This is a genomic window from Streptomyces thermodiastaticus, from assembly GCF_014656135.1.
Classification (GTDB): Bacteria; Actinomycetota; Actinomycetes; order Streptomycetales; family Streptomycetaceae; genus Streptomyces; species Streptomyces thermodiastaticus.
Window position 1 is genome coordinate 75,492 of sequence record NZ_BNBV01000002.1, and the last position, 23,595, is coordinate 99,086.

Sequence of the window (23,595 nt, forward strand, 5' to 3'; positions counted from 1 at the left end):
CGTGTCACGGTGTCATTGCTGCTGTGCGTCGTGCGCGAGCAGGGCGATGTGGACGGAGGCGGCCTGCTCGAAGTCGTCCAGGTCGACCCCGAGGCGGGTCTGTATGGCCTCCAGTCGGCGGTAGAGCGCCGGGCGGGAGACGTGGTGGAGCTGGGCGGTGCGGGACTTGTTGCGGCCGGTGGCCAGGTAGGTGCGCAGCACGTCCAGCAGCTCGGTGTCGGTGCCGCACAGCAGCCCGTCGAGCTCCCGCTCGGCGAAGGCCTGCACATGCGGGTCGTCGCGCAGCAGCCGGACCAGGCCGCGCAGATGGACGTCCTTCAGCCGGACCACGGCCGGGAGGTCGAGGGCGCGGGCGGAGCCGTCCACGGCGTCGGCGACGTGCCGGGCCTCGCGCAGCCCCTCGGGCACCTCGTCCCAGCAGGTGAGCGGTCCGGAGGCGGCCACGAAGGCGTCCTGCTGCCCGGGCTCGGCGCGCAGCCGGGTCGCGAGGTGGCAGGTGAGGGTGTCGGCGTCCTGGTCGGGGGCCAGGCTGAGCAGCACCGCGGCGTGTCCGTCGCCGAGGTCGGCGACCAGTCCGGGCAGGCCCAGCAGCCTGAGCAGCCGGTCCAGCCGGGAGGCGTCGCCGCCGCGGACGGCCAGGGGCACATAGGTGCGGCGGCCCACCGGCAGCCCGGCCGCCCGCGCCCGGGGCAGCAGCTGCCGGGCGGGTACGAGACCGCCGACGAGGTCGGCGAGCAGGCTCTGCGCGGACTGTTCCTCCCAGGAGCCGGCGGCACCGTTGAGCAGGCGGTGCAGGACCAGGGCCTCGGCGCCCCGGTCGGCCAGCAGCCGTCCGGTGGCGGCGTCCCCGCGGTACCCGCACAGCACCAGCCGGCCCCACCGCTGCCCGCGTACGCCCAGCTCGGCACGGATCCAGCCGTCCCCTTCGCCGCCTGCCCCCGCGCCGGACGGGCCCGGGTGACGGCCCCATGCCTGCCGGGCGATGCGTTCCCAGTCGCGCAACACGTCGTCCACCGCGGACCGCTCCCCCGCCGTGGCCAGCACCCGGTGGGCGAGGTTGGTGAGCACGACGGGACATCCGGCGTGCTGGGCGATCTCGTCCAGCAGTGCCTGCAGCGGCGCCCCGGCGGTGATCAGCGCGGTCAGTGTGGTGCGCACGGACTCGGAGAGGCTGACGGAGGCGTACTTGCGCCGCACCAGCCGGGCCTGGACCTCCTCGGTCAGCTCGGCGAACGGGAACGGCCGGTGCAGCACGACCAGCGGCAGCCCGCAGCGTTCGGCGGCCCGGCGCATCGCCTCCGGCGGCCGGGGAAAGGCCCGCCCCAGGCCGAGGACGACGGCCGCGGCCTCGGCGCGGTGCAGAGAGCGGATGTACTCGGCCTGTTTCTCCTCGTCCCCGGCGAGCAGCACCCCGGTGGTGAGGACCATCTCGCCGCCGCTGAGCATCACGCCGACGTCCGCCGCCTCGGCGACGTGCACCCAGCGCACCGGCCGGTCCAGCTGGCCGGCGCCGGCCACCACCTCCGGTTCCCCGGCGAGCACGCGTTCCAGGGCGAGCACCTGCCGGACGGACAGCGGCTGCTCGGGCGAGGGCCAGTCGGCCGGGTCCAGGCGGGGCACCGCGGACGGCTGCCACGGCGGCCGCGGAAGGGAGCCCGGCGCGGACCGGGCGGCTGCCCGCGGGGGCTTCGGACCGGTCGGGGGCCGGAGGGGATCGCGGTGGGTGAGCTGTCGGTCCGAGGCGGTGGTCATGTGCGACGCCCCCTTGATCGGGCTGATGGTGCTTGGCGCGCTCCTCAGCAGACGGCGCGCAGCGCGCGTTCGAGGATCGCGGCGCCCTCCTCGGCCTCCGCCACGGTCAGCGACAGCGGAGGGGCGATGCGCAGGGCGCTGGTGTCGTGGCCGCCGCCCTTGCCGATGAGCAGGCCGCCTTCCCGGGCCGCCTCCAGCACCGCGTTCGCGGCCTGCGGGTCGGCCTCGTCGGTGCCCGGCTTGACCAGTTCCACACCGATCATCAGACCGCGTCCGCGGACCTCCCGCACGCCGGGCAGCTTCGCGGTGACGGCCCGCAGCCGTTCGATGAGCAGCCCGCCCACCCGCCGGGCGTTGCCCTGCAGGTCGTGTTCGAGCAGGTAGGTGAGGTTCGCCAGGCCGGCGGCCATGGTGACCTGGGTGCCGCCGAAGGTGGAGATGCTGTTGGCGTCCAGGCAGTTCATGATCTCCGCGCGGGCGACGACACCGCCGATGGACATGCCGTTGCCGAGGCCCTTGGCGAAGGTGAGGATGTCCGGCGGCCCGCTGCGTCCGTGGGCCTGCCAGCCCCAGAAGTGGTCGCCGGTGCGTCCCCAGCCGGTCTGCACCTCGTCGCTGATCCACAGGATGCCGTGCTCGGCAAGCACCTCACGGAAGGCGGCGTACAGGCCGTCGGGCGGAGAGGTGAAGCCGCCGACGCCCTGGACGGGTTCGGCGATCAGCGCGGCGGGCGGGCGGGTGTGGCCGAGCAGGTCCTTCAGGTCGGCGACGCAGGCCTCGATGAAGCCGTCGTCGTCGAGGTGGGCGAACGGCCCTCGGGTGCGCACGCCGCCGTGCACGTACAGCGTCTGCAGCGGGGACAGGGAGGTCGGGGACCAGCCGCGGTTGCCGGTGATGCCGACCGCGCTGAAGGACCGGCCGTGGTAGCTGTTGCGCATGGCCAGGACGGTGTTGCTGCGCCGGTAGGTGGTGGCCAGCAGCAGCGCGGCGTCGTTGGCCTCGGTCCCGGAGGTGGTGAAGAACACCCGGGCGTCGGGGATGCCGCTCAGACGGGCGATCCGCTCGGCCAGTTCCACCATCGGCCGGTTGAGGTAGAGGGTGGAGGAGTGGATGATCCGGCCGGCCTGCTCGCTGACCGCCTTGGTGACCTCGGGCAGCGCGTGCGCGGTCATGGTGGTCAGGATGCCGCCGAAGAAGTCCAGGTAGCGCCGGCCGTCGGCGTCCCAGACGTAGCGGCCCTCGCCGTGGGTGATCTCCAGCGGGTCCTCGTAGTAGAGCGCCAGCCAATCGGGCAGGACGGCACGGTGCCGGTCGTACAGATCGTTCACCAGCTGCTCCTTCGACGTGCCTCAGACAGCTGTCTCCTTCAGGGCCCGGAGGCAACGAACGTAAGCCCGCAGGACAGGCTTGCCAAGACCATTGTCGTAAAGCCGCTGGGTCGATCATGTTTCGCACTCCGACGGGCGAGCGCCGGCCGGTGGTGTTCAGACCTGAACGGGTTCGCAGAGTCCCGCCAGTTCGTCGAGGGACAGTTCGAGGACGTGGGCCAGGGCGGCGATGGTGAAGAAGGCCGGGGTCGGGGCTCGCCCGGTCTCGATCTTCCGCAGGGTCTCCACCGAGATGCCGGCCTCCGCGGCGATCCGGGCCATGCTGCGCTCGCCGCGCGCCTCGCGCAGCAGCCGCCCGAGCCGCTCGCCGCGTTCGCGCTCTTCCGGGGTGAGGGGATTGCGTACCACGCCTGCCAGTCTAGCCACTGACCGTTATTCTCATACCGGTATAGTAATTGGCATGGTGGAACTGAAGACCGATACCTCGATCGACGCCATGCACAAGGCCGGCCAGGTCGTGGCGCGGGTGCTGACCGCGCTGAGCAAAGCCGCCGACGTGGGCGTCTGTCTGCTGGAGCTGGACGCACTCGCCCGCGACATGCTCCGCGAGGAGGGCGCGGCCTCGCCCTTCCTCGGCTACCGTCCGTCCTTCGCCCCGACCCCCTTCCCCGCCGTGCTGATCACCTCGGTCAACGACGTGATCGTCCACGGCATCCCCACCCGGTACCGGCTGCGCGACGGCGATCTGCTCTCCCTGGACTTCGGTGCCGAGCTGAACGGCTGGGTCGGGGACTCGGCGCTCAGCATGATCGTCGGCCGGCCGCGCCCGGCGGACGTGCGGCTGATCGAGACCGCCGAGCGGGCGCTGGCCGCCGGCATCGAGGCGGCCGTCGTCGGCAACCGCATCGGCGACATCGCCCACGCGGTCGGCACCGTGTGCCGGGAGGCGGGCTACGGCATCCCGGACGGCTTCGGCGGGCACGGCGTGGGCCGCCGCATGCACGAGGACCCGTCCGTGCCGAACGAGGGCCGTCCGGGCCGCGGGATGCGGCTGCGCGCCGGCATGGTCCTGGCGATCGAACCCATGGTGATCGCCGGCGGCACCGACGGCTACCACGCCGCCGGGGACGGCTGGACCCTGCGCACGAACGACGGCTCCCGCGCGGCCCACGTGGAGCACACGGTGGCGATCACGGAGGCGGGGCCGCGCATCCTCACGCAGCGGTAGGCATCCGCCAGCGCGCCGGCCGCCGCGCACATCCCCGCCTCCGCCGCACGCCCCGCTTCCCCCGCACGACCGGCTTCCCTGGCCGCACGCGCCCCGGGTGCCCCGCGCCGCCGCACGTGTCATCGTGGCATGAGCGCAGCTCGACCGGTTACCCGTCGAAAGCCAGTCGTCAGCGAAGGAACGGACAGCGATGACCAGCGGCTTCATCGGACCGGAGGGTGACCCCTTCGGCGACTTCTTCGCCCGCTTCTTCGGCGGATCTCGCCCCGGTCCCCGGCACGTCGACATCGGCAGGCTGCTCAGCCAGCCCGCCCGGGAACTGGTCCGGGGCGCGGCGCAGTACGCCGCCGACCACGGCAGCCGGGACCTGGACACCGAGCACCTGCTGCGGGCCGCGCTCGCCGCCGAGCCGACCCGCAGCCTGCTCAGCCGTGCGGGCGCGGACCCCGACTCCCTCGCCGCGCAGATCGACGAACGCTCCGGCCCCGCCCAGCACCAGCCCGGCCAGGGCCCGCCGCCGACCTCGCTGTCGCTGACCCCGGCGGTCAAACGCGCGCTGCTCGACGCACACGACATGGCACGGGCCAGCGGGGCCGGCTACATCGGCCCGGAGCACGTGCTCAGCGCGCTGGCCGCCAACCCCGACTCGGCCGCCGGGCACATCCTGCACGCGGCCCGCTTCGCCGCCTCCAGCCTGCCGCCGGAACCCGCGGAGAGCACCGCACAGGCCCGGCCCGAACGGCAGCGGCCCACCGGCACACCCACCCTCGACAAGTACGGGCGCGATCTGACCGACCTGGCCCGGCAGGGGCGCATCGACCCGGTGATCGGGCGCGACGAGGAGATCGAGCAGACCATCGAGGTGCTGTCCCGGCGCGGCAAGAACAACCCGGTGCTCATCGGCGACGCGGGGGTGGGCAAGACCGCCATCGTCGAGGGCCTCGCCCAGCGCATCGCGGACGGCGACGTGCCCGACGTGCTGCACGGCCGCCGGGTCGTCGCCCTGGACCTCACCGGGGTGGTCGCAGGCACCCGCTACCGGGGCGACTTCGAGGAACGGCTCAACACCATCGTCACCGAGGTCCGCACCCACTCCGACCGGCTGATCGTCTTCATCGACGAGCTGCACACCGTGGTCGGTGCCGGCGGGGGCGGCGAGGGCGGGGCGATGGACGCCGCCAACATCCTCAAACCCGCCCTGACCCGCGGCGAGCTGCACATCGTGGGCGCCACCACGCTGGAGGAGTTCCGCCGGATCGAGAAGGACGCGGCGCTGGCCCGGCGGTTCCAGCCCATCCTGGTGCCCGAGCCGTCCGTGCCGGACGCCCTGGAGATCCTGCGCGGACTGCGGGACCGCTACGAGGCGCACCACCAGGTCCGCTACAGCGACGAGGCGCTGGTGGCCGCAGTCGAGCTGTCCGACCGGTATCTGACCGACCGGCGCCTGCCCGACAAGGCGATCGACCTGATCGACCAGGCGGGCGCCCGGGTCAAGCTGCGGGCGCGCACCAAGGGCACCGACGTGCGGGCCATGGAGCGCGAGGTCGAACAGCTCACCCTGGACAAGGACCAGGCCGTCGCGGACGAACAGTACGAGCAGGCGACCCAGCTGCGGGACCGCATCACCGAGCTGAAGCAGCGCATCGCCGAGGCCGACCGGGACAGCGAGGCGGACGAGGGCCGGCACCTGGAGGTCACCGCGGAGGACGTCGCCGAGGTGGTGTCCCGCCGGACCGGCATCCCCGTCAGCAGCCTCACCCAGGAGGAGAAGGAGCGCCTGCTGAGGCTGGAGGAGCATCTGCACCAGCGGGTGGTGGGCCAGGAGGAGGCCATCGCCGTGGTCTCCGACGCGGTGCTGCGCTCCCGGGCGGGACTGGCCAGCCCGGACCGGCCGATCGGCAGTTTCCTGTTCCTCGGGCCGACCGGCGTGGGCAAGACGGAGCTGGCGCGGGCGCTGGCCGAGGCGTTGTTCGGCAGCGACGACCGCATGGTCCGCCTGGACATGAGCGAGTACCAGGAACGGCACACCGTCAGCCGGCTGGTGGGAGCCCCGCCCGGCTACGTCGGCCACGAGGAGGCCGGTCAGCTCACCGAGGTCGTGCGCCGGCACCCGTACTCGCTGCTGCTGCTCGACGAGGTGGAGAAGGCGCATCCGGACGTCTTCAACGTGCTGCTGCAGGTGCTCGACGACGGGCGGCTGACCGACTCCCAGGGCCGCACCGTGGACTTCACCAACACCGTCATCGTGATGACCAGCAACCTCGGTTCGGAGGCCGTCACCCGGCGCGGGGCGGGCATCGGGTTCGGTCCGGGTGGCGCGGAGGCGGACGACCAGGCGCGGCGCGTGCGGATCCTGCGCCCGCTGCGGGAGCACTTCCGGCCCGAGTTCCTCAACCGCATCGACGAGATCGTCGTCTTCCGGCAGCTCACCTCCGAGGAGCTCCGGCGCATCACCGACCTGCTGCTGGATGGGACCCGGCGGCTGCTGCACGCGCAGGACGTGGCGGTGGAGTTCACCGACGCCGCCGTGGACTGGCTGGCGCGGCGCGGTTACGAGCCCGAGTACGGGGCCCGGCCGCTGCGCCGCACCATTCAGCGAGAGGTCGACAACCAGCTGTCGCGGCTGCTGCTGGACGGCCGGATCGGCGCGGGCAGCCGGGTCACGGTCGATGTGGCCGACGACCGGCTGGTGTTCGGCACCGACGACCGGGAGCCTACGGCGGCGCCTGTGGAGTGACGTCACGGCGACGGGGCCCGCCTTCCCTTTGCCTCGGGGAGGGCGGGCCCCGTCGTGGGCGTGCTGCCGCTCACCGGGACGGGCGGACCACCATGGCCGAGCCTCCGCCGCGGCGTACCTTCTCGGCGGCCGCCAGCCAGCGGCCGTCGGGCAGGCGTTGGACGCCGGTCGCGGCGCCGATCTCCGGGTTGAGCTTGAAGGAGTGGCCGATGGCCTCCAGCTGCTTCCTCAACGGGCTGTTGTACAGGGCGGGTTCGAGTTCGGTCTGGGCCGCGTTGCGCTGGCTGGCGCGGGGTGCGGCGATCGCGTCGACCAGCGGCAGGTGCCGGTCGAGGAACTCGGTGAGGGTCTGCAGCACCGTGGTGATGATGGTGGCGCCGCCGGGCGAGCCCAGGGCGACCACCGGGCGCTGGTGCCGGTCGAGCACGATCGTCGGGGCGATCGACGAGCGGGGCCGCTTGCCGGGGCCGGGCAGGTTGGGGTCGTGCACGGCCGGGTCGGCCGGGGCGAAGGAGAAGTCGGTCAGCTCGTTGTTGAGCAGGAAGCCGCGGCCGGGGACGGTGATGCCGCTGCCGCCGGTCTGCTCGATGGTCAGGGTGTAGGCGACGACGTTGCCCCAGCGGTCGGCGACCGTCAAATGGGTGGTGTTCTGGCCCTCGTAGGTGGTGGGTGCCGCCGTGCCGCCCTGTCCGCACGCGGCCGGGTGGCGCGGGTCGCCGGGTGGGAGCGGGCTGGTGAGCACCGCGTCGTCCTTGATCAGGCAGGCGCGGGAGTCGGCGAACTTCTGCGACAGCAGTTCCTTCGTGGGCACGTCCTCGAAGGCGGGGTCGCCCACCCAGCGGCCGCGGTCGGCGAAGGCGATGCGGCTCGCCTCGATGAAGCGGTGCAGGTACTGCGTCTCGCTCGCCTTGGACAGGTCGGTCTTCTCCAGGATGTTGAGGGCCTCGCCGAGCGTGGTGCCGCCGGAGGAGGACGGTGCTATGGAGTAGACGTTCAGGCCGCGGTAGGTAATCCGGGTGGGCGCCTGGAGCTTGGCGCGGTAGGCCGCGAGGTCCTTCTCGGTCAGGCCGCCGGAGCGGGCCTTCCAGCCGGAGGCCGGGTCGACGGGCGGGTGGTTCACTGTCTTGACGATCTCCCGGCCGAGTTCGCCGTGGTAGACGGCGTCGACGCCCTTGCGGGCCAGCTCCTGGTAGGTGCGGGCCAGATCCGGGTTCGTGAAGGTGGAGCCGACGACGGGAAGCTCGCCGTTCGGCAGGAACAGCTTGGCGGTGTCCGGGAAGTACCGGAAGCGGGTCTCGTTGTCGGCGGTCTGCTGCCGGAAGGTCTCGTCGACGGTGAAACCGTCGCGGGCCAGCTTCTCGGCGGGCTTCAGGACGGTGGCCAGGCGCTTGGTCCCCCATTCGTCCAGGGCATTCTGCCAGGTGGCCGGGGTGCCGGGGGTGCCGACGCTCAGGCCGCTGCTGACCGCCTCGTCGAAGGAGAGCGGCTTGCCGTTCTCGGTGAACAGGTTCTTGTCGGCGGTCAGGGGCGCCGTCTCGCGGCCGTCGATGGTGTGGACGGTGCGGGTGCGGGCGTCGTAGTAGACGAAGTAGCCGCCTCCGCCGATGCCGGCCGAGTACGGCTCGGTGACGCCGAGCGCGGCGGCGGTGGCGACGGCCGCGTCCACGGCGTTGCCGCCCTGCTTCAGCACTTCTATGCCGGCTGCCGAGGCGTCGGCGTCGACGCTGGCCACGGCGCCGCCGTAGCCGACGGCCACGGGCGTCTTCGGGGCCGTTCCCCCTCCGCCGCGGGCGTGCGCGGTCGGCGGCGCGGCCGCCCCCACCGACACCACGGCGGCCGTGACCGCCAGGAACGCCAGTTTCCGCGCGACAGGGGGACGCATCCGCACCTCCACGGTCGAGTCTGCTCGGTCGGCTGACCGTCCGCGCAGCTTAATTCATCGCCATGGCCCCGTCATGGGCACGGCGAACGCGGCTGTTCGGGTGAGGGTGTGCGCCCAACTCCTTTGCGCCACTCGGGTGATGACGAACGACCGGGATGCGCGCGGAGGGAACGGCCGCACCACCGCGGCCGCCCGCGGCACAGGGGGCTTCCGGTCCGCGTCCGGCGGACGCTCACCGGCCGGAACACCGCCGGTGCCGGACCGTCACCCCGGCCGGCCGGGCCTGCCACGGCACCGGCGGCTCGCGCGCACTGCCGCGCGGGGTGAACGCGCCGGACACCGGGTCGGACGGGACCGCAACCGGGGCGGATGCGGCCGCACTCGTCGCGGACGGGCCCCGCGAGGAACACCCACCGGACGCGGACCGCCGTGGACGTGCACGGAAGCGAGCACATCCCGCCCGGCGCGCAGCTGACCTTCTCCTCGGCCACGGAAGTCCCCGGTGTCCCGGGCCGCTTCCGCCGCGCGAGCAGTGATCTTCGGCTGCCGCCGGCCGGGTATGGCTCTGTGGACCGCTGCCCCTGCCGCGGTCGCGAACTGCCCATCGTAGTCGAGGGCATGGAGGGGGGAGACCGCCGGGCCGCGCCCCGGGCCCGAACCCCGTGCACCGGGCGGCCGTTGGGCGCGGACCGCTCGGATATGCACGATCTCGGCGTACGGCTGGGACAGTTCGGGCATCCCGACGGGGAGGTGCCGGCGGTCCCCGGCCTCGTGCGGCGCCTGCCCACGCGGGGGGAAGCCCACGGGCCCGGCGCGAGAGGCTCAGACGTCCAGGTCGACCACCACGGGCGCGTGGTCCGAGGCGCCCTTGCCCTTGCGCTCCTCACGGTCGACGTAGGCGTCGGTGACCGCCTTGGCGAAGGGCTCGTTGCCGTACACCAGGTCGATGCGCATGCCGCGGTTCTTGGGGAAGCACAGCTGGCGGTAGTCCCAGTACGTGAACGGCTTGTCGTACTTCAGGGGCCGCGGCACGACGTCGGTCAGGCCGGTCTCGCGCAGGGAGGCCAGCGCGGCCCGCTCGGCGGGCGTGACATGGGTGGCCCCCTCGAAGGCCGCCGGGTCGTAGACGTCGTCGTCGGTGGGCGCGACGTTGTAGTCGCCCAGGACGGCGAACGGGCGGCTGCCTGCGGCATCGCCCGCCACGGCGGCCTTCAGCGCCTCGAACCACTGCAGCTTGTAGGCGTAGTGCGGGTGCTCCACCTCACGCCCGTTGGGCACGTACACCGACCAGACGCGCACCGGACCGCAGGTGGCGGAGATGGCCCGCGGTTCGGTCACGCCCTCGTAGCCGGGGTCGCCGGGCAGGCCCTTGACCACGTCCTGCAGGCCCACGCGGGAGAGCACGGCCACGCCGTTCCACCGGCCGGTGGCGTGCACCGCCGCCTCGTAGCCGGCCTCGCACAGCTGGTCGAACGGGAACTGCTCCTCGGCGACCTTGGCCTCCTGCAGGCACAGCACGTCGGGCCCGCTGCTCTCCAGCCAGGCCAGCAGCCTCGGCAGGCGGGCGGTGATCGAGTTCACGTTCCAGGTCGCGATGCGCATGGTCCACAACCTACCGGGCGGGGCCGACAACGCCGCCCGCGCGGCCCGCGGCGCCCGCCCGTGGCCGGCTGTGAGCCGTCAGACCTCGGCCGAGGCGCCCGGCGCGAGCCGCAGGTGCTCGGCGCCGCCCAGGTTGCCGATGTGGGTGTCGTAGATCGGGCGGGCCAGATCGGTGAGCAGCGCGTCGTGCACGTCGTAGGCCCGCTGCGGCCTGACCTCGCGGACGTAGTCGATCACCTCGGCGACCTTGCTCCAGGGGGCCATGACGGGCAGCATCAGCGTCTCGACCGGCTGGTCCGGGACGGTGAACGCGTCGCCGGGGTGGAAGAGCCTGCCGCCGTCGACGAGGTAGCCGACGTTGGTGATGCGCGGGATGTCCGGGTGGATCACCGCGTGCAGCTCGCCGTGCACCTGCACGTCGAACCCGGCGGCGGTGAAGGTGTCCCCGTGGCCGACGGTGTGCACCCGCCCCGGGAACGCGGCCGAGATCTGCTCCGCCACCGACCTCAGCGTCCAGATCTCGGCGGCCGGCTCGGCCTCCAGGGCGGCCCGCAGCCGGCCCTCGTGGAAGTGGTCGAAGTGCTCGTGCGTGATCAGGATGGCGTCCGCGCCGACGGCCGCGTCCTCCTCGCTGAGGCCGCCCGGGTCGATGACGAGGGTGCGGCCCTCCTTCTCCAGGCGGACGCAGGCGTGGGACATCTTCGTGAGCTTCATGGGCCCATCTTGCCCTGCGGGGCGGTCGGGGTGATCTTTCCCGGCGGGCGCGGGCGCAGGGGTGCGTGTGCCCGCAGGGCGTCGCGCCTCGTGCGGGGCCGGGAACGGCGGCAGAAGGGCGCGCCCCCGTACGGCCGGACGCGGCCGCGCAGGCGACGGGGCCCGGGGCTCGGTCCGGGGAGTGGCCCGGGGAACGGACCGCGGCCGGCGGGACCGGGGGCCTCCCGCCCCGCCGGGGTGGACCGGCGCGGACTCACTCCGCCGGAGTCGTCTCCTCCTCGATGACCTTCTGGGCCACCCGGAAGGCGCGGCCCGCGACCGGCATGCCGCAGTAGACAGCCGTCTGCAGCAGCACTTCCTTGATCTCGTCCGGGGTCAGCCCGATCCGCAGGGCGGCCCGGGTGTGGGCGGCCAGCTCCTCCAGGTGGCCGCCCGCGGCCAGCGCGGTCAGGGCCACGCAGCTGCGGGTGCGCCGGTCCAGGGCGGGCCGCTGCCAGATCTCGCCCCAGGTGGTGCGGGTGAGCAGGTGCTGGAAGTCCTGCGAGAAGGCGTCGGCCTGCTCCAGCTCCCGGTCGACGTGCGCGTCGCCCAGCACCTCGCGGCGGATCTTGAGGCCGGTGTCGTAGACGTCCGGCTGCTCGACGGCGTAGGGCTGTGCCTGGGCGGGCGCTATCTCGGCGACCGGTGCGGCGGGCACGGCCGCCGCGGTGACGGCCGGGGCGGGCCCCACCGGGGCGGGTTTGGCCGGCGCGGCGGCGACCACCGCCACCTGGCCGGTGCCGGGGTCGAAGACGGGCTGCCAGGCGGTGGAGAAGTGCCGCACCAGCAGATCGGTGACGGCGGCGGGCTGCTCCACCGGGACCAGATGGGACGCGGTGGGCACGACCGCGAGGCGGGCGTCGGGGATGCCGGCGACCAGGGTACGGGCCTCGGCGGGGCCGGTGACCTGGTCGTCGGAGCCCACCAGGACGAGCGTGGGCACGCCGACGCGTCCCAGCTCGGCCCGCACGTCGAAGGCGGCCAGCGCCTCGCAGGCGGCGATGTAGCAGCCGGGGTCCGTGGTGCGCACCATCTGCACGGCCCAGTCGGTGATCGCGGGCTGGGCGGCGGCGAAGGCGGGGGTGAACCAGCGGTCCGGGGAGGTGCGGGCGATGGGGTCGAGGCCGTTCGTGCGGACGACCACCCCCCGCTGGCGCCACTCGTCCGCCGTGCCGAACCGGGGCGAGGCAGCGATCAGCGCCAGGGAGGCCAGGCGCTCGGGGTGACGCAGGGCCAGCTCGATGCCGACCGCGCCGCCGAGCGCGCACCCGGCGTAGGCGAAGCGCTGCACGCCCAGGGCATCGAGCGTGGCGAGCAGCCGGGCGCTCAGCTCGGCGACCGAGGAGGCCGGGTAGGCGGGGGCACCGCCGTGACCCGGCAGGTCGAACCGCAAGACCCGCCACTGCTGGGCGAGTTCGGGGACCTGACGGTCCCACATGTGCCAGGTGGTGCCCAGTGAGGGACCCAGGATCAGTACCGGAGCGTCTTCCGGCCCGTCGAAGCGGTATTGCAGGGTGTTCGGGGGTGTCTCACTCACGCCCCAGACCTTCTCACGTCTCACGAAGACTCACACAGCTGGGGAACCCGGCGGATCTTGCCCTTCGTAGCGCGTCCCGCCCGGCACTGCCGAGCCCCCTCATGGTCGTACGAGTTCTTCGGTGAGCCGCACGAACGCCCCACCCATTGCGGGGTGAGATGTCCAGCTGTACTGCCCAGCGCATGCGGGGACCATACAGCCGACGCAAGCCTGCGCTGTGTCGGCAGGGACCCTCCCCGTGCAGGCTTGGGCCACCTCACCCCCGCCCGCGCACCGCCGCATAAGGCGCATCGGCCCCCGCCGCGCAGGCGGGGGCCACATCTCGGTGCCCTCCTTGAGGACCAGCCCGCGCGGACGAGCCCCGCGCAGGCGGGGGTGGTCCGTTGTGGACGGCCGTGGTCTGCGGGCGGGCGGTGTCGTCCCCGCCCATGCTCCGCTCGTCGCGCGCTTCGAGCTCCACGTCACCGACGCAGCCCCGTGCTGACTGCTCCGCGGCGGCCGGTGCGGCGAGCGGCCGTCAGCTCGCCGGCGGACCGTCGTGCAGGATCCGCTGGAACATGCGGTGATCCCGCCATTGCCCGTCGATGTGCAGATAGCGCGGAGCCATGCCGATGGGCTCGAATCCGTTCATCTCCAGCACGCGCTGCGACGGGGCATGGTCCAGGAGCGTGGTGGCCTCGATGCGGTGCAGGCCGATGATGTCGCGGATAGTACGGCAGACGCTCGCCACGGCCGCGTCGACCAGCCCCCGGTTCCGGCGGTCGGCGGCCACTGAAGCAGTGGGGTGACCGCTGCACCACGGCCCCCGAGGGCCCGCCGCTGGAGGTCCGGCATGCGGACTACGGCGAGACGCTGCGCGCGGTGATCGTGTGCGCGGAGGACCACGGACCGCTGCCCCCGCAGCAGGCCCGTACGAGTCCGGGCCCCTCGGCCCGCCCTGGACCCGACCGGCGCGCCCTCAGTCCCGACCAGCGCACGCCCAGGCCTGACCGGCCCGCCCCCGGTCGCCGCAAGCCGGTCCCCGGTCGCCGCAGGGCGGTCCGGCCCCGCGATACCGGCCGCCTCCTGGATCAGGCGCCGTCCGCTTCGAGACGCAGCAGCCCGGGACCGGCGTCGATGTACGACTCCCCGAACGGCACGTCGTGCCCCTCCTCGCACCGGAGCACGGCGCGCACCTCGCCACCGCACTGCTTGTGCCGGGCGACGACCGGCCGCCCCTGCTCGCCGGCGACCCAGGTGTCGCCCCACTGCCGCAGTGCCGTGAGCACGGGCAGGAAGTCCCGCCCCTTCTCGGTCAGCTGGTAGGCGTACCGGGTCCGCTGGCCGGGCTCGCGGTAGGGGACGCGCTCCAGCAGTCCGGCGGCGGTGAGTTCCTTCAGCCGGGCGGCGGTGGCGGGTTCGCCGATGCCGATGCGCCGGGCGAAGTCGTCGAAGCGGCGGGTGCCCAGGAAGGCCTCGCGCAGGATCAGCATCGCCGTTCTGGTGCCGACGATCTCCAGGGTCCGGGCGATGGAGCAGTTGGCCATGGACCAGGCGTCCCGCTCCGCCAGCAGATCGCTCATCCCTGCCGTCCTCCCGCTCCCACCTGACTTGCCTCGACCGATGCCAGCTTATACGGTCGAGCTGACTTATGGATGCGTAAGTCAGCTCGTTGCGAGTCATGTCTGAGGAGCACGTCATGGACATCAGCACGGCAACCGCCCTGGTCACCGGCGCCAACCGCGGACTGGGCAGGGCGCTCGCCCGGGAACTGGCCGCGCGGGGCGCCACCGTCTGGGCGGCGGTCCGCCGCCCGGAGCAGGTCGATCTGCCCGGGGTGACCCCGATCCGGCTGGACGTCACCGATCCCGCGTCCATCGCCGCGGCCGCCGAGAAGGCCCGCGACGTCACCCTGCTGATCAACAACGCGGGCAGCTCCACCGGGGCCGATCCGCTGACCGGCGACTGGGACGCCCTCCGGCTGGAGCTGGACACCCACTACCTGGGATCCCTGCGCACGATCCGCGCCTTCGCCCCGGTCGTCGAGGCCAACGGCGGCGGGGCGGTGTTGAACATCCTTTCGGTGCTGTCGTGGTTCAGCTTCCCGTCCGTCGGCGCGTACGCGGCCGCGAAGTCCGCGGCCTGGAGCATGACCAACACCGTGCGCCAGCAGCTGGCGCCCCGTGGCATCACCGTGTCCGCGCTGCACGTCGGCTACATGAACACCGACATGGCCCGCCATGTCACCGGGCCCAAGACGGACCCGGCGGTCGTCGCCCGTGCGGCCGTGGACGGTGTCGCGGCCGGCGCACCCGAGATCGTCGTCGACGACACCAGCCGGCAGATCCAGGCGAAGCTGTCCGGCGGCGTCGCCGCCCTGTACCCGCAGCTCGGCTGAGACGAGGACGTCGTGACCTCCAGCCCCACCCCCGTCACCGCCCGGCACGCACCAGGGCCGGCCCGCGCCGGCGGGCACCGGCCGTCCCGGTTCACCGCCGCCGTCACGCTCGTCGCCATGTGCCTGGGTGCCATGACGACCTTTCTGCTGATCACCGCGTCCGTGTCGGCGCTGTCGGCGATCCAGGACGACCTGCACGTCTCCCCGACCGGCCTGGTGTGGATCCCCTCCGCGTACACACTGCTGGTGGCCTGCCTGGTGATGTCCGCGGGCACGATCGGCAATCTGTACGGCCGCAAGCGTGCCTTCCTCACCGGCGCCGCGTTCCTGATCCTCGGATCGCTCACCGTCCACGCCGCGACCGGTATGGCGGGCGTCGTCGCCGGTCAGCTCGTCTCCGGCATCGGCGGCGCGCTCGTGCTGCCCAACAGCCTGGCCATCCTGGGGGCCGCCTTCCCCGACCCGCACCGGCGCACCGAGGTCGTCACCGTCTGGGCGGCCTCCTCCGGCATCGGACTCGCCGTCGGCCCCCTCATCGCGGGCGCCCTGCTGGACCGCTTCCATTGGCACACCGTGTTCCTGTCGACCGCGGTGCTCGCCGTGGTCACCATGGCGGTGGCCGTCTTCGTCGCCGAGTCGCGCAGCCCGGGCGGCAGACTGGACCTCCCCGGGCAGATCCTGGCCGTGCTCGGCATCGCCGCCCTCGTCTACGCTCTCATCGAAGGCGGACACGACGGCTACGCCGCTCCGCGGATCCTTCTCGCCTGGTGCGTCGCGGTGGTCGCACTGACCGGCTTCGTCCTCGTCGAACGCGCCGCCCGCACGCCCATGCTGGACGTGGCCCTGTTCCGGTCGGCGTCCTTCAGCGCCGTGATGTTCGTCGCGGCCGTCTCCCTGTTCGGCTTCACCGGCGTCTCCATCCTGTCGGTGCTCTTCTACGAGCGGGTCCAGCGCCTGTCCGCCCTGGACGTGGGATGGCGCCTGCTGGCCCTGTTCGGCATGTACGTGGTCGTCGCCTACGCGGCCGGACGTCTGATCCGCCGCACCGGCTTCAAACTCCCGCTGACGCTGGGCTTCGTCCTCGGGGCTGCCGCCGCCGCCGGACTCGCCACCGTGGGGCCGGGCACGCCGTACTCCCGCGTGTGGTGGCTGTACGCCCTCTTCGGCGCCGCGAGCGGGATGGTGGCCGCGCCGAGCACCGCGGCGGCCCTGGTCAGCGTCTCCCACGAACGCGCCGGCATGGCCTCGGGAGCGGTCAACGCCTTCCGTCAGGTCGGTTCCGTCACCGGCTCGTCCCTGCTCGGCGCCCTCCTCGCCGGCCGGCTCCGGTCCCAGCTGCCGGACCGGCTCGAGGCCCACGGCGTGCCCAGGGCGGCCTGGCCCGCGGTCGAGCACGCCGTCTCCTCCGGCAGGAGCGACGGCACGGCCCCGCCGAACGTGACGGCGGCGGTCGGCGACGCCTTCACCTCCGGAGTGCACACGGGCATGGCCGTCATCGCGGTCGTGTTCCTGTGCGCGGCGCTGGCCTCCGCGCTGCTGGTGCGCAACCGGCCCCATTTGGCCGCCGCCTGACGACGCGGACGCCACACCTCCGGTGCGGTGCTGTGCTGTGCGGTGCGCGCAGCCGCCCGCACCGGGGGTGTGCGGTCGGCGCACACCTTAGCGCTGAGCGCGACCTTCGAAGGACGGGCTGGCAGTCCCCGCGTGACGCGACGCGTACGGCGTTCCTCGGAAGCGACGAACCGGGGGTTGTCTCTGCGCACGGTGTTTGCGCCGATCGGGAAGGCGTCGCACTGCGCGCGCAGGGAGTCGACACGCTCGGAGTCCGCCACGGCTGGAGAGGAGCAGACGTTCCGGTGTGGCATGGTCGATGTACCCATCGAGCGGAACTGCGACGCTGAGAATGACCCGCGGCCTCTTCCGCGTGACGACATCGTGCATGTCAGGTGTCATCGCCGCTCCTTGTTCGATCGGACAGGGGCTTGTTCAGACCCCAGCACCGCTCGGTGAGTACGACGCGGTAGCCATCGGGATCGGCAATGGTCACTCCGCCATGATCCCAGTAGGGGTTGTGTGCAGCGACCACTGTTCCGCCGTGGGCGACGGCCCGATCCACCATCGCCCTGCTCACTGGCGCGTCCAGGTAGATGACCAGGAGGTCTTCGGGGGTGGGGGACGGCAGCACGGTTTCCCGCGTGCCGACCGTCAGCTCAAGGTGCCATCGTGCATCACGAGGACCCACCATGAGGAGATCATGCGTTCCGGCTTCAGGGTCCCCGACGCCCCTGAAAAGAACGTCCAAGCCCAGGCCCTCGCAGTAGAAGCGCTCAGCTGCGGCAAGGTCGGTGGAGGGGCGTGCGATACGGATGGTGTGGCTTGCGCCGATCACGCGTTTTCTCCTTCGGGTTCGCGTCGTACGGTTTCGGCTCCCGCCGTGGCCGACGGTTCGGTTCGGCTTGGGGCCAGTGGCACTGTACGCGCGGCAACCGACGCGATGGCGAAGATCACCGCCCAGCCCAGCCACCCAGCAGAGCCTAGGTCCAGACTGACGCTGATCAAGGTAGGGCCGATCACGGTCGCCACACCGAACGCCAGATTGGACGTGGCCAGATACGTGGACCGGTGGTCCTGCGGAGTGTGCACGAGCGCCAAACTGGTTCCGCCCGCCACGACGTAGATCTCTGCCCCGGTCATCAGCACCACCACGAGAACCGCGACGGCGATGGGAGCCCACCCACTACCCCAGACGGAGAGGGGAGCCACTGCGGCACCTGTTGCCGCCAGGATGCCGCCGCTGATCATCATGCGTCGGGCACGAAGCGGCGATTCCGAACCGCGGGCCGGTCTGGTCTGGAGAGCGACCACCAGAACGGTGTTGATCAGGTAGTTCGCACTGACGAGCCACGGTGGTAGGTCGGTCTGCTGGGTGATCCACAAGGCCATGCCCACGCCGAGAAGGACAGCCGAGAAGGTCAACGCGCCGTAGATCACGGTGACTCTCAGGAATGCGGCGTTGTCGACGAGCCGCGGTCGGCTGGCTCGTCGGACTACGACTTCTGCATCCTTGGGCAGACTCAAGGCGACGGCTGCGCAGGACAGGAAGATCACGGTCGCAGCAGCCATGACCGACCGGAATGCCCACTGATCGCCAATGGCGACGGCCGCGCCGGTCGGCAAGGCTCCTACAGCCATGCCGGCGTTTCGCAGGGCGCGCAACCTGGCCGGCGGCCCAACCGCGGCGGCCTGGTCCCGGCCCGTGATCAGTGCTGAGCTGATCCGGGTTTGAAACTCGGGACAGCTCAGTATTGTCGTAGCGGGTGGCGATACCGCGCCACTGCTTCAGGCGGTTGATGCACCGCTCGACGGTGTTGCACTGCTTGTACACCTCCTGGTCGAAGGCCGGTGGCCTGCCACCGGCCTGTCCGTGCCGCTTCCGGTTGGCCTGCTGGTCGGCCCGTTCCGGGATCACCGCCCGGATGCCGCGTCTGCGCAGATGACACGGATCTCGCGGGAGGAGTGGCCCTGTCGGCCAGGACCACGTCCGGTCTGGTGCGCGGACGACCGCGCCGGCGGGGAACGCGCAGGCGGGTCATCACCTCGGTGAAGGCAGGTGCGTCACCGGCCTGACCGGCGGTGAGTTGGAAGGCCAGAGGCCGGCACCGGCCGTCGGCGACAAGGTGGATCTTCGTGGTCAGTCCGCCGCGGGAGCGGCCGATGGCGTGGTCACGCGGCTCGTCGGCCGGGGCCCCCTTTTCACGGGCCCCGGCCGCGTGCTGGTGGGCCCGCACGATCGTGGAGTCCACCGATACGGCCCACCTGACGTCCTCGTCGGCGTCGGCCTGGGCCACCAGGGCGGTGAACACCCGCTCCCACGTGCCATCGACGGCCCACATCCGCAGCCGGTTGTACACGCCCCGCCAGTTGCCGTACTTCTCCGGCAGGTGCACCCACTGGGTGCCGGTCTGGAACTTGTAGGCGATCGCGTCGATCACCTCACGATGGTCCCGCCAGCGGCCACCCCGCTTCGGCGTCCGGTCCGGGAGCAACGGCTCGATCCGCGCCCACTGCGCATCAGTCAACGGCACACCCAGACCAACGACCGACTGACCCGGACGAAACTGCCTGGCGCACCCCGGCACACATGCCCCTCGTGCGCACCGTGGCACACATGCCGCCGGCGCCCGGCGCCGCCCGCCCCGTCCGAGGTGTCCGTCGCATGTGACGATTCGCGCAGGGCACACCCGGCCGCCGGAAGGTGTCCCGGCACCGGTGTCACCTGTGTCACGGCCGGGCCGGTCCGGCCACCGGGCGGCCCGGGCCTCGTCGTCGTGCGGCCGTGCGAGCCACCGTGTCTCAGGCGGCCGGGACGTCGGTGGCCGCGGCGGACTCCTTCTGCGTCTCGATCTCGGCGAGCCGTGCGGCCAGCGCATCGCGGACGAACGTGTACGCGTCGCTGCCCAGCACCAGCCGCAGCGGACCGGGCCGCTGCGCCGCCGCGATGATCTCCTCGGCCATCTTCGCCGGGTCGCCGGGCGAGAGCGGGGCGTTCTTGATGCCGCGGACCATCGCGGCCGGGGTGCCGTCGTACGCCGCCAGCGGCGCGGCCAGCCGGGCGCCGGTGGAGCGGAAGCCGGTGCGCGCACCGCCCGGTTCGACGATCGTCACGCCGATGCCGAAGGGGGCGACCTCCTGGGCCAGAGACTCCATGAAGCCCTCGATGCCCCACTTCGAGGCGTGATAGAGGGTGGCGCCCGGGTGGGTGGCCTGGCCGCCGTAGGTGGAGATCTGGACGATGCGGCCGCCGCCCTGTGCGCGCAGGTGCGGCAGCGCGGCCCGGGCCACCTGGATCGATCCGACCAGGTTGGTGTCGATATGGTGGCGGACCTGCTCGTCGGTCAGTTCCTCCGCCGCGCCGAACAGGCCGTAGCCGGCGTTGTTGACCACCCACGTCGATCCGGCCCAGCTCGGCGAAGGCACGGTCCACGACCTGCCGGACGGCGGCGCCGTCGGTGACGTCCAGGCGGGCCGTCCACAGCTGGTCGCCGTAGGTGGCCTTGAGGTCGGCCACGGTCTCCGGGTTGCGCACCGTGCCGGCGACGCGGCTGCCTTCGACCAGCAGCCGCTCGGTCATGAGGCGGCCGAAGCCGCTGCTCACACCGGTGATCAGCCAGGTCTTCACAGATCTGCTCCTTGCTGCAGAGGAAACGGAGGGGCGGGGATGTCACCGCCGGGCGGGGATCGGTCGTGCCGGGTTCCGCACTGGCCGCCCCGGTCGTCCACCCTGCGCCGACCGGTCACCGGGAGGCATCCGTGAGGTCACCGGTCGGTCCACCGGTCCGTCACCCGTGGGCTCACCGGTGACGGACCGGTGTGCGGGCGGCCCGCAGGTGTTCCGGTGCCTCGTCGGCGCGGCGCGGGGGTCGGTGCGGGACCGGGTGCGATGCGGCATCGCCGCTGGTGAGCCGGTGTCCTGCCCGGCCGTGCCGGCCCGTCGGCGGGCGGGACCGGGCGTGCGCGCCGCCCAGGCATGCGGATCGTCCCGCATCGTCCGGCTGCGTAAGCTGAGAATCCCCATGACGAGACAGAGACAGACGACCGCCCTGGTCGGCCGCGAACGCGAGTGCGCGGTCGTCGACCGCCTGCTCGCGGAGAGCGCACGCGGCCGCGGCAGGGTTCTCGTCGTGCGGGGCGCACCGGGGATCGGCAAGACCGCGTTGCTCGATCACGCCGCCGAACGGGCCGCCGGTGCGACCGTGCTGCGGGTGACGGGGCTGGAGCAGGAGAGCGACCTCGGGTTCGCCGGACTGCACTGGTTGCTGCGGCCGCTGGACGCCCTGTTGCGTTCCCTGCCGGCGTCCGAGTGCGGTGCGCTGGCCGCGGCCGTCGGGCTCGGCCGGGCCGACGAGGAGCGGCCCACCGACCGTTTCCGGGTCGCGGCCCAGCTGCTCGGCCTGATCAGCCGGGCCGCCGGACAGTCGTGGGTGGTCGTGCTGGTGGACGACGCCCAGTGGCTGGACCGTCCGTCGCTGGACGCGCTGCTGTTCGCCGCCCGTCGGCTGGCCGACGACCGTGTGGCCGTCCTGATCGCCGTCCGGGACGAGGGCGCCGACGATCTGCAGATCCCCGGTGCCGAGGAGATGACGGTGGGCGCGCTGCCGGAGGCGGATGCCGCCGAGCTGCTGTCGCGCAGCGGTGCCGGGCTGTCGCCGCAGGTGCGCGGCAGGTTGCTGCGGGAAGCGGCGGGCAATCCGCTGGCGCTGCTGGAGTTCCCGGCCGCTCTGTCGCAGGCCCAGCTCAGCGGCCGCGACCCGCTGCCGGAACCGGTGCCGCTGACCCCGCGCATCCGGCGGATGTTCCAGGACCGCATCCAGCGCCTGGACGAGGACTGCCGGGCGGCCCTCGTGCTGGCCGCCGTGGACGACACCGGCGACCTCGGCGTCGTGCTGCGGGCGGCCTCGCTGCTGGGTCTGCCGCCGGACGCGCTGGACGCCGCGGAGTCGGCGCCCTTGATCGACCTCACCGGCGGCCGGATCGTCTTCCGTCATCCGCTGGTGCGCGCCACCGTCCACGACGGTTCCACGTCGGGTCAGCGCCGGCGCGCCCACATGGCACTCGCCGGTGCCCTCGTCGCCCGGGACCACGACGAACGGCGGATCTGGCACCGGGCGCTGGCCGCCGTGGACGTGGACGAGGACACGGCCGCGGAGCTGGAGACCGTGGCCCGGTGGGCGGCCCGGCGGGCCGCCCACGCATCCGCCGCGACCGCCCTGCTGCAGGCCGCGGACCTCAGCCCCCGGGACGCCGACCGTCTGCGCCGCACCGCTGCCGCCGCGGAGGCGGCCTGGGCTGCGGGCCAGACCGACCGGGCGCGAGCGGCGGCCCGCCGCGCCCTGGCCGGCGCCGACCGCGACCTGTCGGCCCGGATGCTGTCGCTGACGGGCGTCATCGAGTACCGCACCGGGCGGCTCACCGACGCCTGCGACCAGCTGCTTCAGGCGGCCCGTGCCGAGACGGATCCCTCACGGAAACTGGAGATCCTCATCAACGCGGCCGGTGCCGCCTTCTCCGCCGGTGACGCGGGCCGGTTGGGCACGCTCGCCGCGGCGACCCGGGACGTCGCACCGCGCACGGCACGCGACCGTCTGATCGTCGCCCTGGTGCGGGGCCATGCCGCCCTGGCCGCGCAGGAGCACCGGGAGGCAAGGGAGTCGCTCACCGTGGCGGTCGCGGCGGCCGGCGAGGTCGACGACCCCCGGGCCTTGATGTGGGCGGCACGCGCGCAGTCCGTCACGTTCGGCATGGGCTCCGGGCTGCCGCAGGCCGACCGGGCCGTGCGGGCCGCCCGGGCCGACGGCCTGATCGGCCTGCTGCCGCTGGCCCTGTCGCAGCAGTCGGCCGACCTGATCGGTGTGGGCGCCTACGACCTGGCCTGCGCCGCCGCCGAGGAGGGCGACCGGCTCGCCTCGGAACTGGGGCAGAGCCGCGCCGCCCACCTGAACCACCTGGCGATGATCGCGGCCGTCAGGGGCCGGCGGGACGAGGCGGTGCGCACCGCGAAGGACGCCCTGGCCCGTGCGCGGCACACCGGGTCGACCTATCACCTGGGACTGGCCCGGTGGGCGATGGGCTGCGCCGACCTGTACGCGGGGGATCCCGGCCGGGCGGCGCAGCAGCTGGTGACCGTGGCCTCGCCGGACCACACGCATTTCGATCCCGTGGTGGGCTTCGCCGCGATGCCGGACGCCGTCGAGGCGTGTGCGCGGGCCGGCGACCGGACGCGAGCCGGGCAGCTGCTGGACACGTATGCCGCCTGGGTGGCCGCGAACCCCCACGAGACGAGGGACGCCCTGCTCGCGTACTGCGAGACCGTGGTGCACACGGACGACGACCGGCGTGCCCGCGTGCTCCGGCTCGCCGCCGCGCTGTCCCCGCTGCACCGGGGCCGCTGCGAGCTCTCGCACGGCGAGTGGCTCCGCCGGCGCCGCCGCCCGCACCGGGCCCGCGCCCATCTGCGCACCGCGCACGAGCTGTTCTCGGCCGTCGGAGCCGTCACGCTCGCCGAGCGGGCCGCGAGCGAACTGCGTGCGGCCGGGGACGCCGGCACCGGTCCGGAACCGGCCGGCCCGGCGTCCGAACGGCTCACCCCGCAGGAGTTGCAGATCGCCATGCTGGTGGCGCAGGGCCTGACCAACCCGCAGATCGCGGCCCAGCTCTTCCTCAGCCCGCGCACGATCGACTACCACCTGCACAAGGTCTTCCGGAAGCTGGGACTGTCCTCCCGCACCCAGCTCGTGCGTTATCCACGTCTGCTGGGGCCGTGACCCCCGTAGGGCCGCCCCGGGGGCGGTGCTGTCGTGCGGCCGGGGGTCCGCCCGGAGGGTTCGCGGCGGTGCGTGCCC

At 73.1% G+C, this 23,595-nt stretch carries 17 protein-coding genes and 2 pseudogenes; 5 read left to right on the forward strand and 14 right to left on the reverse strand.

Going from position 1 to position 23,595, the window contains the following annotated elements:
• Nucleotides 1–12 precede the first annotated feature (12 nt).
• The 3 genes from IE286_RS02355 to IE286_RS02365 form a co-directional block, all read right to left on the reverse strand.
• The gene (locus IE286_RS02355) at nucleotides 13–1,752 is read right to left on the reverse strand and encodes a PucR family transcriptional regulator (RefSeq protein WP_189794877.1); all 1,740 of its coding nucleotides are present in this window, start codon (nucleotides 1,750–1,752) and stop codon (nucleotides 13–15) included.
• A gap of 44 nt (nucleotides 1,753–1,796) precedes the next feature.
• Nucleotides 1,797–3,080, reverse strand: a complete 1,284-nt coding sequence (locus tag IE286_RS02360; RefSeq protein WP_372462504.1) for an aspartate aminotransferase family protein — start codon at nucleotides 3,078–3,080, stop codon at nucleotides 1,797–1,799.
• 156 nt (nucleotides 3,081–3,236) lie between these two features.
• Complete coding sequence (locus tag IE286_RS02365; protein ID WP_189794878.1) at nucleotides 3,237–3,488, reverse strand: helix-turn-helix domain-containing protein; 252 nt, start codon at nucleotides 3,486–3,488, stop codon at nucleotides 3,237–3,239.
• Nucleotides 3,489–3,540: 52 nt separating this feature from the next.
• Between IE286_RS02365 and map the strand changes: the two genes are divergently transcribed.
• Nucleotides 3,541–4,308 carry a type I methionyl aminopeptidase gene (gene map / locus IE286_RS02370; RefSeq protein ID WP_189794879.1) on the forward strand — a complete coding sequence of 256 codons (768 nt, stop codon included), beginning with the start codon at nucleotides 3,541–3,543 and terminating at the stop codon, nucleotides 4,306–4,308.
• A gap of 190 nt (nucleotides 4,309–4,498) precedes the next feature.
• A complete protein-coding gene (locus IE286_RS02375; RefSeq protein ID WP_189794880.1) occupies nucleotides 4,499–7,045 on the forward strand; it encodes an ATP-dependent Clp protease ATP-binding subunit in 2,547 nt (848 codons plus the stop codon).
• 70 nt (nucleotides 7,046–7,115) lie between these two features.
• On the opposite strand, the gene ggt is transcribed toward IE286_RS02375, so the two are convergent.
• The 6 genes from ggt to IE286_RS02405 form a co-directional block, all read right to left on the reverse strand.
• Complete coding sequence (gene ggt, locus IE286_RS02380; protein ID WP_189794881.1) at nucleotides 7,116–8,927, reverse strand: gamma-glutamyltransferase; 1,812 nt, start codon at nucleotides 8,925–8,927, stop codon at nucleotides 7,116–7,118.
• Between the two features lie 822 nt (nucleotides 8,928–9,749).
• The gene (locus IE286_RS02385) at nucleotides 9,750–10,529 is read right to left on the reverse strand and encodes an exodeoxyribonuclease III (protein ID WP_189794882.1); all 780 of its coding nucleotides are present in this window, start codon (nucleotides 10,527–10,529) and stop codon (nucleotides 9,750–9,752) included.
• A gap of 78 nt (nucleotides 10,530–10,607) precedes the next feature.
• Nucleotides 10,608–11,243 carry an MBL fold metallo-hydrolase gene (locus IE286_RS02390; RefSeq protein ID WP_189794883.1) on the reverse strand — a complete coding sequence of 212 codons (636 nt, stop codon included), beginning with the start codon at nucleotides 11,241–11,243 and terminating at the stop codon, nucleotides 10,608–10,610.
• Nucleotides 11,244–11,496: 253 nt separating this feature from the next.
• Nucleotides 11,497–12,819, reverse strand: a complete 1,323-nt coding sequence (gene pcaDC, locus IE286_RS02395; protein ID WP_189794884.1) for a bifunctional 3-oxoadipate enol-lactonase/4-carboxymuconolactone decarboxylase PcaDC — start codon at nucleotides 12,817–12,819, stop codon at nucleotides 11,497–11,499.
• A 517-nt stretch (nucleotides 12,820–13,336) separates the two neighbouring features.
• Nucleotides 13,337–13,591, reverse strand: coding sequence for a GNAT family N-acetyltransferase (locus IE286_RS02400; protein ID WP_189794885.1), 255 nt, complete (start codon nucleotides 13,589–13,591; stop codon nucleotides 13,337–13,339).
• Between the two features lie 298 nt (nucleotides 13,592–13,889).
• A complete protein-coding gene (locus IE286_RS02405; protein ID WP_189794886.1) occupies nucleotides 13,890–14,381 on the reverse strand; it encodes a winged helix-turn-helix transcriptional regulator in 492 nt (163 codons plus the stop codon).
• Nucleotides 14,382–14,497: 116 nt separating this feature from the next.
• On the opposite strand from IE286_RS02405, the gene IE286_RS02410 reads away from it, so the two are divergent.
• The gene (locus tag IE286_RS02410) at nucleotides 14,498–15,196 is read left to right on the forward strand and encodes an SDR family oxidoreductase (protein ID WP_189794887.1); all 699 of its coding nucleotides are present in this window, start codon (nucleotides 14,498–14,500) and stop codon (nucleotides 15,194–15,196) included.
• A 12-nt stretch (nucleotides 15,197–15,208) separates the two neighbouring features.
• On the forward strand, nucleotides 15,209–16,768 hold the full coding sequence (locus IE286_RS02415) for an MFS transporter (protein WP_229861921.1): 1,560 nt from the start codon (nucleotides 15,209–15,211) through the stop codon (nucleotides 16,766–16,768).
• Between the two features lie 370 nt (nucleotides 16,769–17,138).
• Here IE286_RS02415 and IE286_RS02420 read toward each other — a convergent pair whose 3' ends face one another.
• The 5 genes and pseudogenes from IE286_RS02420 to IE286_RS27555 all read right to left on the reverse strand — a co-directional run.
• Complete coding sequence (locus IE286_RS02420) at nucleotides 17,139–17,585, reverse strand: VOC family protein (RefSeq protein WP_189794888.1); 447 nt, start codon at nucleotides 17,583–17,585, stop codon at nucleotides 17,139–17,141.
• The gene (locus tag IE286_RS02425) at nucleotides 17,582–18,388 is read right to left on the reverse strand and encodes an MFS transporter (protein WP_189795122.1); all 807 of its coding nucleotides are present in this window, start codon (nucleotides 18,386–18,388) and stop codon (nucleotides 17,582–17,584) included. The genes IE286_RS02420 and IE286_RS02425 overlap by 4 nt, the downstream gene beginning before the upstream one ends.
• A 115-nt stretch (nucleotides 18,389–18,503) precedes the next feature.
• A pseudogene (locus IE286_RS02430) lies at nucleotides 18,504–19,287 on the reverse strand (IS5 family transposase); the annotation flags it as partial.
• A 262-nt stretch (nucleotides 19,288–19,549) separates the two neighbouring features.
• Complete coding sequence (locus IE286_RS02435) at nucleotides 19,550–20,173, reverse strand: SDR family NAD(P)-dependent oxidoreductase (protein WP_268255381.1); 624 nt, start codon at nucleotides 20,171–20,173, stop codon at nucleotides 19,550–19,552.
• 28 nt (nucleotides 20,174–20,201) lie between these two features.
• A pseudogene (locus IE286_RS27555) lies at nucleotides 20,202–20,327 on the reverse strand (SDR family oxidoreductase); the annotation flags it as partial.
• 442 nt (nucleotides 20,328–20,769) lie between these two features.
• Between IE286_RS27555 and IE286_RS02440 the strand changes: the two are divergent.
• Nucleotides 20,770–23,517: a helix-turn-helix transcriptional regulator gene (locus IE286_RS02440; protein ID WP_189794889.1), complete on the forward strand. Its 2,748-nt coding sequence runs from the start codon at nucleotides 20,770–20,772 to the stop codon at nucleotides 23,515–23,517.
• The last annotated feature ends 78 nt before the right edge of the window (nucleotides 23,518–23,595 follow it).